15 protein-coding genes are annotated in these 15,962 nt (G+C 70.8%); 6 read left to right on the forward strand and 9 right to left on the reverse strand.

The features are described 5' to 3' along the window. Positions 1-36 precede the first annotated feature (36 nt). Positions 37-957: a heme o synthase gene (locus GLX25_RS14415; protein WP_155843199.1), complete on the reverse strand. Its 921-nt coding sequence runs from the start codon at positions 955-957 to the stop codon at positions 37-39. Positions 958-1,242: 285 nt separating this feature from the next. Here GLX25_RS14415 and tkt point away from each other — a divergent pair, with 285 nt between their 5' ends. The 6 genes from tkt to pgl are packed head-to-tail and all read left to right on the forward strand — an operon-like array spanning position 1,243 to position 9,357. Further along, entirely contained in the window at positions 1,243-3,339 is a 2,097-nt protein-coding gene (tkt, locus tag GLX25_RS14420; RefSeq protein WP_166548839.1) for a transketolase, read from the forward strand. Between the two features lie 23 nt (positions 3,340-3,362). After that, on the forward strand, positions 3,363-4,472 hold the full coding sequence (gene tal, locus GLX25_RS14425; RefSeq protein WP_155843201.1) for a transaldolase: 1,110 nt from the start codon (positions 3,363-3,365) through the stop codon (positions 4,470-4,472). After that, a complete protein-coding gene (locus tag GLX25_RS14430) occupies positions 4,469-6,073 on the forward strand; it encodes a glucose-6-phosphate isomerase (protein WP_166548840.1) in 1,605 nt (534 codons plus the stop codon). The genes tal and GLX25_RS14430 overlap by 4 nt, the downstream gene beginning before the upstream one ends. A gap of 13 nt (positions 6,074-6,086) precedes the next feature. Then, positions 6,087-7,628, forward strand: coding sequence for a glucose-6-phosphate dehydrogenase (gene zwf, locus GLX25_RS14435; RefSeq protein ID WP_155843203.1), 1,542 nt, complete (start codon positions 6,087-6,089; stop codon positions 7,626-7,628). Next, a complete protein-coding gene (locus GLX25_RS14440) occupies positions 7,625-8,590 on the forward strand; it encodes a glucose-6-phosphate dehydrogenase assembly protein OpcA (RefSeq protein WP_155843204.1) in 966 nt (321 codons plus the stop codon). Before zwf ends, GLX25_RS14440 begins: the two co-directional genes overlap by 4 nt. Continuing rightward, on the forward strand, positions 8,587-9,357 hold the full coding sequence (gene pgl / locus GLX25_RS14445) for a 6-phosphogluconolactonase (RefSeq protein ID WP_155843206.1): 771 nt from the start codon (positions 8,587-8,589) through the stop codon (positions 9,355-9,357). The genes GLX25_RS14440 and pgl overlap by 4 nt, the downstream gene beginning before the upstream one ends. Before the next feature lie 82 nt (positions 9,358-9,439). Here pgl and GLX25_RS14450 read toward each other — a convergent pair whose 3' ends face one another. The 8 genes from GLX25_RS14450 to rapZ all read right to left on the reverse strand — a co-directional run bounded on the left by GLX25_RS14450 (position 9,440) and on the right by rapZ (position 15,954). Continuing rightward, complete coding sequence (locus tag GLX25_RS14450) at positions 9,440-9,805, reverse strand: RNA polymerase-binding protein RbpA (protein ID WP_166548841.1); 366 nt, start codon at positions 9,803-9,805, stop codon at positions 9,440-9,442. Positions 9,806-9,815: 10 nt separating this feature from the next. After that, positions 9,816-10,067, reverse strand: coding sequence for a preprotein translocase subunit SecG (gene secG, locus GLX25_RS14455; protein ID WP_067947350.1), 252 nt, complete (start codon positions 10,065-10,067; stop codon positions 9,816-9,818). 128 nt (positions 10,068-10,195) lie between these two features. Next, a complete protein-coding gene (gene tpiA / locus GLX25_RS14460) occupies positions 10,196-10,984 on the reverse strand; it encodes a triose-phosphate isomerase (protein ID WP_155843208.1) in 789 nt (262 codons plus the stop codon). Next, positions 10,975-12,189: a phosphoglycerate kinase gene (locus tag GLX25_RS14465; protein WP_166548842.1), complete on the reverse strand. Its 1,215-nt coding sequence runs from the start codon at positions 12,187-12,189 to the stop codon at positions 10,975-10,977. Before GLX25_RS14465 ends, tpiA begins: the two co-directional genes overlap by 10 nt. 11 nt (positions 12,190-12,200) lie before the next feature. Continuing rightward, a complete protein-coding gene (gap, locus tag GLX25_RS14470; RefSeq protein ID WP_166548843.1) occupies positions 12,201-13,205 on the reverse strand; it encodes a type I glyceraldehyde-3-phosphate dehydrogenase in 1,005 nt (334 codons plus the stop codon). A gap of 98 nt (positions 13,206-13,303) precedes the next feature. Next, positions 13,304-13,930: a superoxide dismutase gene (locus tag GLX25_RS14475; RefSeq protein ID WP_155843210.1), complete on the reverse strand. Its 627-nt coding sequence runs from the start codon at positions 13,928-13,930 to the stop codon at positions 13,304-13,306. 127 nt (positions 13,931-14,057) lie between these two features. After that, complete coding sequence (gene whiA / locus GLX25_RS14480; RefSeq protein ID WP_166548844.1) at positions 14,058-15,038, reverse strand: DNA-binding protein WhiA; 981 nt, start codon at positions 15,036-15,038, stop codon at positions 14,058-14,060. A 43-nt stretch (positions 15,039-15,081) separates the two neighbouring features. Next, a complete protein-coding gene (rapZ, locus tag GLX25_RS14485; RefSeq protein WP_155843212.1) occupies positions 15,082-15,954 on the reverse strand; it encodes an RNase adapter RapZ in 873 nt (290 codons plus the stop codon). Positions 15,955-15,962: the final 8 nt, after the last annotated feature.

A 15,962-nucleotide genomic window follows, 5' to 3' on the forward strand; every position in this document is an offset into this window, starting at 1 on the left:
AGGGGTGGACGCCTCCGAGCGCGCCCACCCCTCCGCTCAGAACGGCAGCAGCGGGTCGACGCCGACCGCGAGGAAGAGCAGCGACAGGTAGATGATCGAGCCGTGGAACACCCGCATCGGCGAGACCTCCTGGCCGCGGATCGCGAGGTTGTAGAGCCGGTGGCACTCGGCGACGAACCAGATGCCCGACACGAGCGCGACGCTCGAGTAGAGCAGTCCCATGCCGGCGACCGGGATGAGCAGCAGCGACGCGGCGACCGTCGCGTAGGCGTAGAGGATGACCTGCAGCCCCACCTGGGCGCGCCCGCGCACCACGGCGAGCATCGGCACGCCGGCGGCGGCGTAGTCGTCCTTGTACTTCATCGACAGCGGCCAGTAGTGCGGCGGCGTCCACAGGAAGATGATGAGGAACAGGATGAAGGGCGCCCAGCTGAGGCTCTCGGTCACCGCGGCCCAGCCGATCAGCACCGGCATGCAGCCGGCGACGCCGCCCCAGACGATGTTCTGCGCCGTGCGGCGCTTCAGGATGAGGCTGTAGAAGACGACGTAGAGCAGGATGGCGGCCAGCGAGAGCAGGGCGGCGAGCCAGTTGGCGAACACCCAGAGCCAGGCGATGGATGCCGCGCCCAGCGCGTACGCGAAGACGAGCGCCTCGCGGTCGGTGAGCTCGCCGGTGACCAGCGGCCGGCCCTTGGTGCGCTTCATGACCCGGTCGATGTCGCGGTCGATGTAGCAGTTGAACGCGCCCGCCGAGCCGGCGCTCATCGCGCCGCCGACGAGCGTGGCGAGCAGGAGCCAGACGTCGGGCAGGCCGTTCGAGGCGAGGATCATCGTCGGCGCGGTCACGACGAGCAGCAGCTCGATCACTCGGGGCTTGGTGAGGGCGACGTATGCGGCGACCTTGCGTCGCACGTTCGTCGTCCGTCGAGCGTGACTGATGGTCGGCGCGGCCTGCATGAATTCCTCTTCCGGGCGCGCGCCGACGTGGCGGGGCGCGCGCAACCCGTTCGATTCTAGGCCATCCGATCGTCGCCGGACGGACGCGTCAAGCCCCGTCATAGAGTGAGGGCGACTCCATATACTGAACCCAGCGCGCCCGGTGGCGCGGATTCGACGTGCACTCCACCTGACGCATGACCGGATCGGTCCCGGGCTCCACCGCGCCGTCGCGTTTCCCGGCGGGTCCGGGAGCCGAATGGAGAGGCTCCCCGACTCCGTCACGACCGGAAGGAACCCCAACCCGTGGCAACTCTGCACTGGGACCCCATCGACGATCGCGCGGTCGACACGGCGCGCGTGCTCGCCGCCGACGCCGTGGAGAAGGTCGGCAACGGCCACCCCGGCACGGCGATGAGCCTCGCGCCCGCCGCCTACCTGCTCTTCCAGAAGGTGATGCGCCGCGACCCGGCCGATCACGACTGGCTCGGGCGGGACCGCTTCATCCTCTCGGCGGGCCACAGCTCGCTGACGCAGTACGTGCAGCTGTACCTCGCCGGCGACGGCCTCGAGCTGTCCGACCTCGAGGCGCTCCGCACCTGGGGCTCGAAGACCCCGGGCCACCCCGAGTACGGCCACACCGCCGGCGTCGAGATCACGACCGGTCCGCTCGGCCAGGGCCTCGCCTCCGCCGTCGGCTTCGCCTACGCCTCGCGCTACGAGCGCGGGCTGTTCGACCCCGAGACGCCCGCCGGCGAGAGCCCCTTCGACCACCACGTGTTCGTCATCGCGAGCGACGGCGACCTCGAGGAGGGCGTGACGAGCGAGGCCTCCTCGCTCGCGGGGCACCAGCAGCTCGGCAACCTCGTCGTGATCTACGACTCGAACCAGATCTCGATCGAGGACGACACCGACATCGCCTTCACCGAAGACGTCGCGAAGCGCTACGAGGCCTACGGATGGCACGTGCAGACGGTCGACTGGAAGAAGACCGGCGAGTACGTCGAGGACGTCGCCGAGCTGAACGACGCCGTCGAGGCCGCCAAGGCGGAGACCGGCAAGCCCTCGATCATCGTCCTCAAGACGATCATCGGCTGGCCCGCGCCGAAGAAGCAGAACACCGGCAAGATCCACGGCTCCGCCCTCGGTGCCGAGGAACTCGCCGCGACGAAGGAGGTGCTCGGCTTCGACCCGGCGCAGAGCTTCGTCGTCGCCGACGAGGTCATCGAGCGCACGCGCACGAACGCGCGCGACCGCGCCGCCGAGGCCAAGCAGGCGTGGCAGGCGTCGTTCGACGCATGGGCGTCGGCGAACCCCGAGCGCAAGGCGCTGCTCGACCGGCTCGAGGCCGGCGAGCTGCCCGAAGGGCTCGAGGCCGCGCTCCCCGTGTTCGAGCCGGGTACGGACGTCTCGACGCGCGCCGCGTCTGGGAAGGCCATCAACGCACTCGCCGCGCACCTCCCCGAGCTCTGGGGAGGGTCGGCCGACCTCGCGGAGTCGAACCTCACGACGATCAACGGCGCACCGTCGTTCATCCCGTCCGAGCACTCGACGCACGAGTTCCCCGGCAACCGGTACGGCCGGGTGCTGCACTTCGGCATCCGCGAGCACGCCATGGGCGCCATCCTGAACGGCATCGTCCTGCACGGTCCGACTCGCGCGTTCGGCGGCACGTTCCTCATCTTCAGCGACTACATGCGTCCCGCCGTGCGTCTCGCGGCGCTCATGCAGATCCCGTCGATCTTCGTGTGGACGCACGACTCGGTGGCGCTCGGCGAGGACGGCCCCACGCACCAGCCGATCGAGCAGCTGAGCGCGCTGCGCGCCATCCCGCACCTCTCGGTCGTCCGCCCGGGCGATGCGAACGAGACCGCGCACGCCTGGCTCGAGATCCTGAAGCGCCGCGGCGGGCCCGCGGGCATCGCGCTGACCCGGCAGAACATCCCCGTGTTCGAGCGCGGCGACGGCGAGGCATCCGGTGACACGCTCGCCGCCGCCTCGAACGTCGCGAAGGGCGCGTACGTCCTCGCCGAGGCGTCGTCGGGCGAGCCCGACGTCATCCTCATCGCCACCGGTTCCGAGGTCCAGGTCGCGCTCGCCGCGCGCGAGCAGCTCGCCGCCGAGGGCGTGTCGGCCCGAGTCGTGTCGGCGCCGAGCCTCGAGTGGTTCGAGGAGCAGGATGCCGCGTACCGCGAGTCCGTCCTGCCGAGCTCGGTCACCGCTCGCGTCAGCGTCGAGGCCGGCCTCGCGCTCACCTGGTACCGCTACCTCGGCACGCGCGGCCGCGCCGTGTCCATCGAGCACTTCGGCGCCTCCGCCGACTACAAGACCCTGTTCCGCGAGTTCGGCATCACGCCTGAGCACGTCGTGGCCGCCGCGAAGGAATCGCTCGCGTCGAACTGACCGAGCACGAAGGAGACATCATCATGAGCACCACCCCCACCGCCGCCCTCTCCCAGGCCGGCGTCAGCATCTGGCTCGACGACCTCTCGCGCGAGCGCATCACGTCGGGCGGCCTCGAACGGCTCATCGCCGAGCGCGACGTCGTCGGCGTCACCACGAACCCGACGATCTTCGCCGGCGCACTCGCCAAGGGCGACGCGTACCGCGACCAGGTCGCATCCCTCGCGGCCGACGGCGCCGACGTCGACCGCGCCGTGTTCGAGATCACCACCGACGACGTGCGCGACGCCGCCGACCACTTCCGTCCGGTCTACGACCGCACCGACGGCTACGACGGCCGCGTCTCGATCGAGGTCTCCCCCGACCTCGCGAACGAGACCGATGCGACCATCGCCGAGGCGCACCGCCTCTGGGACAAGGTCGACCGCCCGAACGTCATGATCAAGATCCCCGCCACGCGTGCGGGCCTCCCGGCGATCACCGCGGCGATCGGCGCGGGCATCAGCGTCAACGTGACCCTGATCTTCAGCCTCGACCGCTACCGCGAGGTCATCGACGCGTACCTGACCGGCCTCGAGCAGGCGAAGGCGGCGGGCATCGACCTGTCGACGATCCACTCCGTCGCCTCGTTCTTCGTCTCGCGCGTCGACACCGAGATCGACAAGCGGCTCGAGGCGATCGGCTCGCCCGAGGCGATCGCGCTGAAGGGCCGGGCCGGCGTGGCCAACGCCCGCCTCGCGTACGAGCTCTACCTCCAGCAGTTCGCCGCGCCGCGCGCGATCGCGCTGCTCGACGCCGGCGCCAACCGGCAGCGCCCGCTGTGGGCCTCGACGGGCGTCAAGGACCCCGCCCTGCCCGACACGCTCTACGTGACCGAGCTGGTCGCCCACGGCGTCGTGAACACGATGCCCGAGAAGACGCTCGAGGCGACCTTCGACCACGGCGTGGTCGAGGGCGACACCGTCACCGGCGCGTTCGCCGAGGCCGGGCGCGTCCTCGACGCGCTGGCGAGCGTGGGCGTGGACTACGACGACGTCACGGAGGTCCTCGAGCGCGAGGGCGTCGACAAGTTCGTCGTCTCGTGGAACGAGCTCCTCGACACCGTGCGCACCGCCCTGGAGGCAGCTCGGTGAATGTCCGGATCTCCGTGAACGGCCCGTCGGCCGACGCGGTGCGCCGCATCGTGCCGCAGCTCGTGGCCGACCGGGTGGCGACGGGCATCACCTCGCTCGACGCGAGCCTGTGGGGGCCGGCGGCCGAGGAGGAGGCCGCGAGCCGGCTGGGATGGACCGAGGCGATCGCCGTGTCCCGCCCGCTCCTGCCGGAGATCGCGACGCTCCGCGACGAGCTCCGCGCGCGCGGGATCGACCACGTCGCGCTCGCCGGAATGGGCGGCTCCTCCCTCGCTCCCGAGGTCATCGCCCGCACGGCCGGCGCCGAGCTCACCGTGCTCGACTCGACGGAGCCCGACCAGGTGCGGGCCGCCATCGCCGACCGTCTCCAGCGGACGGTGCTCGTCGTGTCCTCGAAGTCCGGATCGACCGTCGAGACCGACTCCCAGCGTCGCGCCTACGAGAAGGCGTTCCTCGACGTGGGCATCGACCCCGCGACGCGCATCGTCGTCGTCACGGACCCCGGTTCGCCCCTCGAGGAATCCGCCCGCACCGCGGGGTACCGCGTGTTCACGGCCGACCCGACGGTCGGCGGCCGGTACTCGGCGCTCACCGCCTTCGGACTCGTGCCGACCGGCCTCGCGGGCGTCGACCTCGGAGAGCTCCTCGACGAGGCGGAGGCGATCGAACTCGCCCTCGCGATCGACTCGGAGGAGAACCCGGGCCTGGTCCTCGGCGCCGCGATCGCGGGGACCGAACCGCGGCGGGACAAGCTCGCGATCGTCGCCGACGGCACGCACCTCGTCGGCTTCGCCGACTGGGCCGAGCAGCTCATCGCGGAGTCGACCGGCAAGCAGGGAACGGGCATCCTGCCCGTCGTGCTCGGTCCCGACGCTCCGGAGCTGGTGTCGCGCCCCGCCGACCTGCAGGTCGTGCGCCTCGTCGACGACGCCGGCACCGAGCGGTTCGCGGACGGGACCGACGGGGAGATCCGCGTGTCGGGCACGCTCGGCGCCCAACTGCTCGCGTGGGAGTACGCGACCGCGGTCGCCGGCCGCCTCCTCGGCATCAACCCGTTCGACCAGCCCGACGTCGAGTCGGCGAAGGTCGCGGCCCGCGGCCTGCTCGAGGCACGGCCCGAGCCGGCACCTGCGGCGTTCGTCGCCGAGGGGATCGAGGTCCGCGGCACGCCCGACGTGATCGGCGCGGCCAGCGACCTGGCCTCCGCGATCGAGGTCCTGCTCGAGGAGGTCCCGGCGGACGGATACCTCGCGGTGCAGGCCTACGTCGACCGCGTGGCGCACCCCGGGTTCGCCGAGCTCCGCGACCTGCTCGCCGAGCGCAGCGGCCGCCCGGTCACCTTCGGCTGGGGGCCGCGCTTCCTCCACTCGACCGGCCAGTACCACAAGGGCGGTCCCGCGCACGGCGCATTCCTGCAGCTCGTGCAGCGCCCGACCGACGACCTGCCCGTTCCCGGGCGGCCGTTCACGTTCGGCGAGCTCATCGCCGCCCAGGCCTCCGGCGACGCATCCGTCATCGCCGAGCACGGCCGGCCGGTCCTCACACTGACCCTGTCCGATCCGAGCGCCGACCTGCGGTCGCTGCGCGCGGCCATCGGCTGATCCTGGAGCACCCATGCATCCGGTCGAGATCACGGCGACGCACAACCCGTTGCGATCGCCCAAGGACTACCGCCTGAATCGGATCGCCGGCCCGTCGAGCCTCATCATCTTCGGCGTCACCGGCGACCTCTCCCGCAAGAAGCTCATGCCGGCGGTCTACGACCTCGCGAACCGGGGGCTGCTGCCTCCGGGATTCGCGCTCGTCGGCTTCGCACGACGCGAGTGGGAGGACCAGGACTTCGCCCAGGTCGTCCACGACTCCGTGAAGAAGTACGCCCGCACCGAGTTCCGCGAGGACGTCTGGAACCAGCTCGTCCGCGGCATCCGCTTCGTGCAGGGGACCTTCGACGACGACGAGGCGTTCGCACGCCTGCGACGCACCGTGGACGACCTCGACCGCGAGCGCGGGACCATGGGCAACCACGCCTTCTACCTGTCGATCCCGCCGAAGTCGTTCCCGCAGGTGACGGAGCAGCTCAAGCGCTCCGGCCTCACGGAGCAGAAGGGCGACCAGTGGCGGCGCGTCGTCATCGAGAAGCCCTTCGGGTCCGACCTGAAGACGGCGATCGAGCTGAACGACGTCGTCGCGTCGGTCTTCCCGCCCGACTCGGTCTTCCGGATCGACCACTACCTCGGCAAGGAGACGGTCCAGAACATCCTCGCGCTGCGGTTCGCCAACCAGCTCTACGAGCCCATCTGGAACGCCAACTTCGTCGATCACGTGCAGATCACGATGGCCGAGGACATCGGCGTCGGCGGTCGTGCCGGCTACTACGACGGCATCGGTGCGGCGCGCGACGTCATCCAGAACCACCTGCTGCAGCTGCTCGCGCTGACCGCCATGGAGGAGCCGATCTCGTTCGACGCCGCAGACCTGCGCTCCGAGAAGGAGAAGATCCTGCGCGCGGTGCGGCTGCCGTCCGACCTCGCGACGGCGACGGCGCGCGGACAGTACTCGGGCGGATGGCAGGGCGGTGAGAAGGTCACCGGCTTCCTCGACGAGGACGGCATGAACCCCGAGTCGACGACCGAGACGTACGCGGCCATGAAGCTGCTGATCGGCACGCGACGATGGGCCGGCGTGCCGTTCTACCTCCGAGCGGGCAAGCGCCTCGGCCGCCGGGTCACCGAGATCGCGGTCGTCTTCAAGCGCGCGCCGCAGCAGGTCTTCGCCGACAGCCAGACCTCGCAGCTCGGCCAGAACGCGCTCGTGATCCGGGTGCAGCCCGACGAGGGCGTGACCATCCGGTTCGGGTCGAAGGTGCCCGGCGCGGGCATGCAGGTCCGCGACGTGACCATGGACTTCGGCTACGGCCACGCGTTCACCGAGGCGAGCCCGGAGGCGTACGAGCGACTCATCCTCGACGTGCTCCTCGGCGACCCGCCCCTCTTCCCCCGGCAGGAGGAGGTCGAACTGTCCTGGAAGATCCTCGACCCGATCGAGGAGTTCTGGACGACGCAGGGCCGACCCGAGCAGTACAAGCCCGGGTCGTGGGGCCCGTCCTCGGCCGACGAGCTCCTCGCCCGCGACGGACGCACCTGGAGGCGCCCATGATCGTCGAACTGCCCGACACGACCACGAGCCAGGTCTCGAAGTCGCTCGTGAAGATCCGCGAGGAGGGCGGCGTCGTGGCCCTCGGGCGCGTGCTGACCCTCGTCATCGCGACGACGCATGATGCCGAGGAGGAGGCGATCGAGGCCGCGAACGACGCGTCCCGCGAGCATCCGATGCGCGTCATCGTCGTCTCCACGGCGAGCGGGTCCGACCCCGACGTCAGCCGGCTCGACGCGGAGATCCGCGTCGGCGGCGACGCGGGAGCGAGCGAGGTCGTCATCCTCAGGGCGAGCGGTGACGCCGCCCGCGACGAGCAGGGACTCGTGATGGGGCTCCTCCTGCCCGACGCCCCGGTCGTCACGTGGTGGCCGGGCACCGCACCCGAGGTTCCCGGCGACTCACCGCTCGGCCGGATCGCCCAGCGGCGCATCACCGATGCGTCGATGCAGTCCGACCCGCAGGCCGCGCTCGACGCACTCGCCGCGAGCTACCGCCCCGGCGACGCCGACTTCGCGTGGACGAGGCTCACGCTGTGGCGGGCCCAGCTCGCGGCGGTGCTCGACCAGCCCCCCTACGAGCCGGTGACCACGGTGCAGGTGACCGGGTCGATCGACTCCCCCTCGACGACCCTCCTCGCCGCGTGGCTGTCGATGCAGCTCGGCGCGTCGACGAACTGCGCGCTGACCGGACTCGAGCACGGATCGCACGGCATCCGGGGCGTCTCCCTCGGCCGCGCGACCGGCACGATCGAACTCGTTCGGGATGTCCCCGGCGTCGCCACGCTCCGGCAACCCGGCCAGCCCGTCCACGACGTCGCGCTCCCGCGCCGCAGCCTCCGCGACTGCCTCGCCGACGAGCTGCGCCGCCTCGATCCCGACGAACTGTACGGTGAGGTGATCACCCGGGGACTCGGCCTGCTCCCCGACCATCGGACCCCATTGAGCGAAGGAGCCACCGCATGACGAACGAGCGGCGCGTACTCGTCCATCCCGACAAGAGCACGCTCGCCGGGGCGGTCGCCGCTCGCTTCATCACCAAGGTCCTCGACCTGCTCGACGTGCAGGAGACGGTGCACGTGGTGCTCACCGGCGGGTCCATGGGCGGGGCCGTGCTCGAGGCCGTCCGCTCGTCCCCCGCGCACAAGTCGGTCGACTGGCAGCGCGTGCACTTCTGGTGGGGCGACGAGCGCTGGGTGCCCTCGGGCGACGACGATCGCAACGACCTGCAGTCGCGCGAGGCGCTGCTCGACGCGCTGCAGCTGCCCGAGGAGCACATCCACCCGTTCCCGGCGTCCGATTCCGGGCTCTCGCTCGACGAAGCGGCCGACGCCTACGCGACCGAGCTCGCCGCGTACGGAGCCGAGGGGCTCCCGCACCCGGTGTTCGACATCGTGTTCCTCGGCGTCGGCCCCGACGGCCACATCGCGTCGCTGTTCCCGCATCGGTCGGGGATCCAGGTGATCGACCGACCGGTGATCCCCGTGCGGGAGTCGCCGAAACCGCCGCCCGAGCGACTGAGCCTCACGCGGCCGGTCATCAACTCGGCCCAGCGCGTCTGGCTGGTGCTCGCCGGCGCCGACAAGGCGTCGGCGCTCGGACTCGCCCTCGCCGGGGCGAGTCGCGACGAGGTGCCCGTCGCCGGGATCAAGGGCCGGCGGCGCACGGTCTTCTTCGTCGATCAGGATGCCGCGGCCGAGGTGCCCGACGCGCTCATCGCGCGCGACTACTGATCCGGCGACGGCGCGCTCGCACCGGACCGAACGACGAAGGGCCGCCCGGACGGGCGGCCCTTCGTGGTTCCCGCGATCGGGATCAGTCGTTCGAGGCGGTGCCGCGACGTGCGCGCAGCTGCTGCAGCGCCTCTTCGAGGAGTGCGGCCGCCTCCTCCTCGCTGCGACGCTCCTTCACGTACGCGAGGTGGGTCTTGTACGGCTCGAGCTTCGCCACCGCGGGCGGGTTGTCCTTGTCGCGGCCGGCCGGCAGCCCGGTCGACGGGCTGTCGATGACGTCCGGGATCTCCTCCTCGGGCACGTTCGCCGCGAAGTACCGCACCGTCTCGTTGCCCTGGGCGTCCCAGTAGCTCACGGCGACGCGCTCGGCGTGGAATCCACGGTCCTGCTCGCCCATCGGCCCGGATCCGACCCGCGAACCGCGGATCGCGCTGTTTCCAGAAACCACGTCTCCTCCGTCAGATTCCGGCGTCGAACTTGGTGATGAGGCCGAGCACCACGATGCACGTCACCCAGACGAGTCCGAGGATGATCGTGATGCGGTTGAGGTTGCGCTCCGCGACCCCGGACGCACCGAGGTTCGAGGTGACGCCGCCGCCGAACATGTCGGACAGCCCGCCGCCGCGGCCCTTGTGCAGCAGGATCAGGAGCGTGAGCAGGATGCTCGTGAGGCCGAGCAGCACCTGCAGGACGACCTGGAGAATCTCCACGGTGAAACCTTTCCGGGCATGACCGGGTATGTCGATGCCGCCTGTCGAGTATAGCCGCAGCGCCGTCCGGCCGACGTCCGCGAGACGGACGCGGCCGGACGGCGCAGCGGCGGTTCGGGGTCTTCGGCTCAGGCCCCGACGTGCTTCTTGAAGCGGACGATGCTCGAGAACTCGTCGAGGTCGAGGCTCGCGCCGCCGACGAGTGCGCCGTCCACGTCGGGCTCGCGCATGAACGCCGCGATGTTCGCCGCCTTCACGGAGCCGCCGTAGAGGATGCGCGTCGACGCTGCCAGCTCGGCGCCGGCGATCTCGGCGAGCACGGCGCGGAGCGCCGCGGCGACCTGCTGCGCCTGCTCGGGAGTGGCCGCCTGGCCCGACCCGATCGCCCAGACCGGCTCGTAGGCGACGACGAGGCCCTTCGACACGTCGACGCCCTCCAGCGCGCCGCGGAGCTGCGCCACGGGCACGGCGCTCGCGCCGTGCTGCTCGAGGTCCTCCGCCGTCTCGCCCACGCAGAGCACGGGCACGAGCCCGTGCCGGTGGGCGGCCTGGACCTTCGCGCCGACGACCTCGTCGGTCTCCGCATGCATGGTGCGCCGCTCCGAGTGACCGATGACGACGTACGCGCAGTCGAGCTTCGCGAGGAACGCCCCCGACACCTCGCCGGTGTAGGCGCCCGAGTCGTTCGCCGAGAGGTCCTGCGCGCCGTACTTCACGGGCAGGTCGTCGGCGGAGACGAGGGTCTGCACCGACCGCAGGTCGGTGAACGGCGGGAAGACCGCCACCTCGGCGTCGGCGAAGTCGTGCTTCGCGTCGGAGAGGTTCCACGCGAGCTTCTGGACGAACGCGATCGCCTGCAGGTGATCGAGGTTCATCTTCCAGTTGCCCGCGATGAACGGGGTGCGGGTCACTGCCATCCGAGGACCTCCAGTCCGGGGAGCTTCTTGCCTTCGAGGAATTCCAGGCTCGCGCCGCCGCCCGTCGAGATGTGCCCGAAGGCGGACTCCTCGAATCCGAGCTGGCGCACGGCCGCGGCCGAATCGCCGCCGCCGACGACGCTGAGGCCGTCGACCTCGGTGAGCGCGGATGCCACCACGCGCGTGCCGTCGGCGAAGGGCGCGAGTTCGAACACGCCCATCGGGCCGTTCCAGAACACCGTCTTCGCGGCGCGCACGCGCTCGGCGAACGCGGCGGCCGTCTCCGGGCCGATGTCGAGGCCGAGGCCCGAGGCGCCGAACGGCGTCTCCTCGATCGCGTCGGCCGCGGCGACCTGGTGGTCCGCCTCCGCCGAGAACGATGCGGCGACCACGACGTCCGTCGGCAGGACGATGTCGACGCCGCGCTCTGCGGCATCCGCGAGGTAGCCCTTCACGGTGTCGATCTGGTCGGCCTCGAGCAGGCTCGAGCCCACCGCGTGACCCTGGGCCGCGAGGAACGTGAACAGCATGCCGCCGCCGATGAGCAGGGCGTCGACCCGCGGCAGCAGGTGCTCGATGACGCCGAGCTTGTCGGACACCTTCGAGCCGCCGAGCACGACCACGTAGGGGCGCTCGGGGTTCTCGGTGAGCCGGTCGAGCACGTCGAGCTCGGCCGCGATGAGGAGGCCTGCGGCACTCGGACGCAGCTGCTCGAGCTCGTACACGCTCGCCTGCTTGCGGTGCACGACGCCGAAGCCGTCGGAGACGACCGAATCGGCGAACTCCGCCAGCTGCCCGGCGAACGCGGTCCGCTCGGCCTCGTTCTTGCTCGTCTCGCCCGGGTTGAAGCGGAGGTTCTCGAGCACGAGCACCTCGCCGTCGCCGAGTGCGGCGACCTTGGCCGCGGCATCCTCGCCGACCGTGTCGGTCGCGAACGCGACCGGCGCCGACAGCAGTTCGCCGAGGCGCACGGCCACGGGCTCGAGACTGTACTTCGGGTCGGGCGCTCCCTCGGGTCGGCCGAGGTGGGAGATCACGATCACCCTGGCGCCCTGTTCGACGAGCGCGGTGAGCGTGGGGACCGACGCGCGCACGCGGCCGTCGTCCGTGATGACCCCGTCCTTCAGAGGGACGTTGAGGTCGCAGCGGACGACGACGCGCGTGCCGGCGAGCGGACCCAGGGAATCGATGGTCCTGAGGGTCACGTCGTCGCGCCTCAGAGTCGCTCGGCCACGTACTCGGTGAGGTCGACGAGGCGGTTGGAGTAGCCCCACTCGTTGTCGTACCACGCCGAGAGCTTGACCTGGTCGCCGATCACGCGCGTGAGCCCCGCGTCGAAGATCGACGAGTGCGGGTCGGTCGTGATGTCGCTCGAGACGATCGGGTCCTCGGTGTACTTGAGGATGCCCTTCATCGGCCCCTCGGCGGCCTTCTTGTAGGCGGCCTTCACCTCGTCGACCGTGACCGGGCGCGACGCCGTCACCGTCAGGTCGGTGATGGAGCCGGTGGGGACGGGGACGCGCAGCGCGAAGCCGTCGAGCTTGCCGACGAGCTCGGGCAGCACGAGGCCGATGGCCTTCGCGGCACCGGTCGAGGTCGGCACGATGTTGATCGCGGCGGCGCGGGCGCGACGGAGGTCCTTGTGCGGGCCGTCCTGGAGGTTCTGGTCGGCGGTGTACGCGTGCACCGTCGTCATCAGGCCGCGCTCGATGCCGAACTCGTCGTTGAAGACCTTCGCGAGCGGTGCGAGGCAGTTCGTCGTGCACGAGGCGTTGGAGATGATGTGGTGGTTCGCCGGGTCGTACGAGTCCTCGTTGACGCCCATGACGAACGTGGCGTCCTCGTCGGTCGCGGGCGCCGAGATGAGCACCTTCTTTGCACCGGCGTCGAGGTGCTTCTTCGCATCGGCGGCCTTGGTGAAGAAGCCGGTCGACTCGATGACGATGTCGACGCCGAGATCGCCCCAGGGAAGGTTCGCGGGGTCGCGCTCCGCGAACGCGCGGATCGACTTGCCGTCGACGATCAGGTGCTCGTCGTCGTACTCGACCGTCGCGTCGAGGCGCCCGGTGATCGAGTCGTACTTCAGCAGGTGCGCGAGCGTCTTGTTGTCGGTGAGGTCGTTCACCGCGACGATCTCGAGGTCGGCCCCCTGGGCGAGGGCCGCACGGAAGTAGTTGCGGCCGATGCGGCCGAAGCCGTTGATGCCGATCTTTACGGACACAGGAATTCTCCCCTGTTGTGATGGGCGCGATCGCGCTTGTTGGAGATGGTTCTGATCGGACGGCGGTGTCCCCGGACGGCGTCCGGGGACACCATCCGCTATGACAGTAGCAGCAGGCCTGAGGTCTTCTCAGTGGCGGCCTGGAAGCGCTGCTGGACGTTCTCCCAGCTCACGATGTTCCAGAACGCCTTCACGTAGTCGGCGCGCACGTTCCTGTAGTCGAGGTAGTACGCGTGCTCCCACACGTCGAGCATCAGCAGCGGCACGATGCCCGCCGGGAGGTTCGCCTGCTGGTCGAAGAACTGGACGATGATCAGGCGCTGTCCGATCGAGTCCCACGCGAGCACGGCCCAGCCCGAGCCCTGCACGCCGAGGGCGGTCGCGGTGAAGTGCGCCTGGAACTTCTCGAACGAGCCGAAGTGGTCGTCGATCGCCGAGGCGAGCTCGCCGGTCGGCGCGTCGCCGCCGTCGGGCGACATGTTGGTCCAGAAGATCGAGTGGTTGACGTGACCGCCGAGGTTGAACGCGAGGTCCTTCTCGAGCTTGTTCACGTTGGCCAGGTTGCCGGAGTCGCGCGCCTCGGCGAGCTGCGCGAGCGCCGTGTTCGCACCGGTCACGTAGGCCTGGTGGTGCTTCGAGTGGTGCAGCTCCATGATCGTGCCGCTGATCGACGGCTCGAGGGCCGCGTAATCGTAGGCGAGCTCAGGGAGGGTGTAGTCAGCCATTGCTTCTCCTTGTCAGCAGCCGGGTGAACCGGACGTCTGCCCGGGGACCGCGGCGTTTTCGATCCTATGCCCGTGGTCGGGCCGGATGACGGGGGTTGACGGCGTTCGGCCGCCGTTCGGGCGCCGTTCAGACGTCGTCGAGGTCGGCCGGGAGGTTCGCCTCGGTGCCCGGCACGCCGAGCTCGACGGCCCGCTTGTCGGCCATGGCCAGCAGGCGACGGATGCGTCCTGCGACCGCGTCCTTCGTCAGGGGCGGGTCGGCGTGGTGGCCGAGCTCGTCGAGGCTCGCATCGCGGTGCGCCAGGCGCAGGTCGCCCGCGTACTTCAGGTGGTCGGGGATCTCGTCGCCGAGGATCTCCATCGCACGTTCGACGCGGGCGCAGGCGGCGACCGCGGCCTGCGCGGAGCGGCGCAGGTTCGCGTCGTCGAAGTTCACGAGGCGGTTCGCCGTGGCGCGCACCTCCCGCCGCTGCCGCAGCTCCTCCCAGTTCCGGACCGTCTCGTCGGCTCCCATCAGCGCGAGCATCGCGCTGATCGCCTCGCCGTCGCGGATAACCACCCGGTGCACCCCGCGGACCTCGCGGGCCTTCGCGGAGACGCCGAGCCGGCCGGCCGCGCCGACCAGCGCCATCGCCGTCTCACCCCCGGGGCAGGTCACCTCGAGTGCAGCGGACCGGCCGGGGTCCGTGAGGCTCCCGCGCGCCAGGAACGCGCCGCGCCACACGGCGGCGACCTCGTCGCGGGAGCCGGTCGTCAGCTTGTTCGGCAGGCCGCGCACCGGCCGGCGGCGCGCGTCGAGGAGCCCGGTCTGCCGCGCGAGCGTCTCGCCGCCATCCAGGACGCGGACCAGGTACTGGTTCGTGCGGCGGAGGCCGGAGGCGGAGATCACCGAGACGTCCGGGCGGACGCCGTACAGCTCCCCGAGGTCGCGGGTCACCCTGCGCGCGATCGACGGCGCGTCGAGCTCGGCCTCGATCGCGATCCGGCCGGAGATGATGTGGAGTCCCCCGGCGAATCGGAGCACGGATGCCAACTCCGCGGCGCGGACCGAGGTCCGGGCGACCTCGACCTTCGCCAGCTCCTCTTTCACCTCAGCGGTCAGGGCCACGTGGTCGTCCTCTCTGTGTTGCGTCGGCGCGCTCGGCGCGCGTTCATTCCCGTCCGAGGTCGCGGTGCTTCACGCTGACCGCGAGCCCGGGGATCGTTCTCAGGCGCGCCGCGAGCTCGCGCACGAGCGCCACCGAGCGGTGCTTGCCGCCCGTGCAGCCGAGCGCGATCGTCGCATGGCGCTTGTTCTCCCGTTGGTAGCCCTCGAGGACCGGACGGAGCGCCGCGACGTACGCGTCGAGGAACTCACGCGCCCCGGGCTGGCCGAGCACGAACTCCGCGACCTCGGGATCCTCGCCGGTGTGGGCGCGCAGTTCGGGCTCCCAGAACGGGTTCGGCAGGAATCGCGCGTCGGCGACGAGGTCGGCGTCGGGCGGCAGTCCGTACTTGAATCCGAAGCTCTGGACGATGACGCGCAGCCCCGCGCGATCCTCCTCGGCGAACGTCTCGGTGACGAGGGTCGCGAGCTGGTGGATGTTCAGGTCGGAGCTGTCGACGATGATGTCGCTCGATTCGCGCACCTCCGCGAGCCGGGCGCGCTCGGCCGTGATGCCCTCGAGCAGCGTGCCGTCGCCCTGGAGCGGATGCGGGCGCCGCACGGACTCGAACCGGCGCACGAGCACCGCGTCGTTCGCATCGAGGAACACGACGCGCACGTCGACCTTGTCGCGCAGCGACTCGACCATCTCCTGGAGCTCCGAGAAGAAGGTGCCACCGCGGATGTCGACGACCGCGGCGATCCGCGGCAGCGACGCCCCCGCCCGCTGGGCGAGTTCGACGAGCGGCCGCAGCATCTGCGGCGGGAGGTTGTCGACGACGTACCAGCCGAGGTCCTCGAGTGCGTCGGCGACGGTGGAGCGTCCGGCCCCCGACATCCCCGTGACGATGAGCATCTCCTGGCGATCGCCGTCGGTCATCTCGCTCG

The organism is Agromyces luteolus (genome assembly GCF_009729855.1).
Lineage (GTDB): Bacteria > Actinomycetota > Actinomycetes > Actinomycetales > Microbacteriaceae > Agromyces > Agromyces luteolus.

Coding starts and splice junctions, on each gene's coding strand:
- GLX25_RS14415 (WP_155843199.1), bottom strand. CDS start 957: ATGCAGGCCGCGCCGACCATCAGTCACGCTCGACGGACGACGAACGTG.
- tal (WP_155843201.1), top strand. CDS start 3,363: ATGAGCACCACCCCCACCGCCGCCCTCTCCCAGGCCGGCGTCAGCATC.
- zwf (WP_155843203.1), top strand. CDS start 6,087: ATGCATCCGGTCGAGATCACGGCGACGCACAACCCGTTGCGATCGCCC.
- GLX25_RS14440 (WP_155843204.1), top strand. CDS start 7,625: ATGATCGTCGAACTGCCCGACACGACCACGAGCCAGGTCTCGAAGTCG.
- pgl (WP_155843206.1), top strand. CDS start 8,587: ATGACGAACGAGCGGCGCGTACTCGTCCATCCCGACAAGAGCACGCTC.
- tpiA (WP_155843208.1), bottom strand. CDS start 10,984: ATGGCAGTGACCCGCACCCCGTTCATCGCGGGCAACTGGAAGATGAAC.
- GLX25_RS14475 (WP_155843210.1), bottom strand. CDS start 13,930: ATGGCTGACTACACCCTCCCTGAGCTCGCCTACGATTACGCGGCCCTC.
- rapZ (WP_155843212.1), bottom strand. CDS start 15,954: ATGACCGACGGCGATCGCCAGGAGATGCTCATCGTCACGGGGATGTCG.